This window comes from Bartonella queenslandensis AUST/NH15, assembly GCF_000312585.1.
Taxonomy (GTDB): Bacteria; Pseudomonadota; Alphaproteobacteria; order Rhizobiales; family Rhizobiaceae; genus Bartonella; species Bartonella queenslandensis_A.
Genome location: NZ_HE998126.1, coordinates 1 through 342, shown reverse-complemented (window position 1 = coordinate 342; position 342 = coordinate 1). Strand labels below are relative to the sequence as shown.

At 50.3% G+C, this 342-nt stretch carries 1 protein-coding gene; it reads right to left on the bottom strand.

Translation table 11 applies throughout. The features are described 5' to 3' along the window. The coding region (locus tag BN338_RS09585) for a transglycosylase SLT domain-containing protein (RefSeq protein WP_039761709.1) at window positions 1-342 on the bottom strand (342 nt) is incomplete at both ends.

Here is a 342-nt window from a genome sequence, read left to right as displayed (position 1 = left end):
CCATTCAAACCAACCGCATTGCTGCCAACAAGTTGTGCTGCATTGGCATTGGGGTTTTGCAAAAGACGGGCGGCTCCTCCTGCCCCTTGTTGATGGGCTAAATACAATTCTGCTTCACTGGGCGCTCTGCCCAAAACACGGCTTAAGTGATTACGATTATCAAGGGTCAACCGCCCCATGGCATCTGCTGCTTGCACCGGGTCAAAACGATCTTGCAAGCCATATTGCTTGGCTGTGCTGTCTATAAATTGATACAACCCACCCGCAGAAGAACGTGGATTCCTTGCATTCGGATTGCCTCCACTTTCCACTTGCGCAACACGGTATAAATAGCTTTCTGGC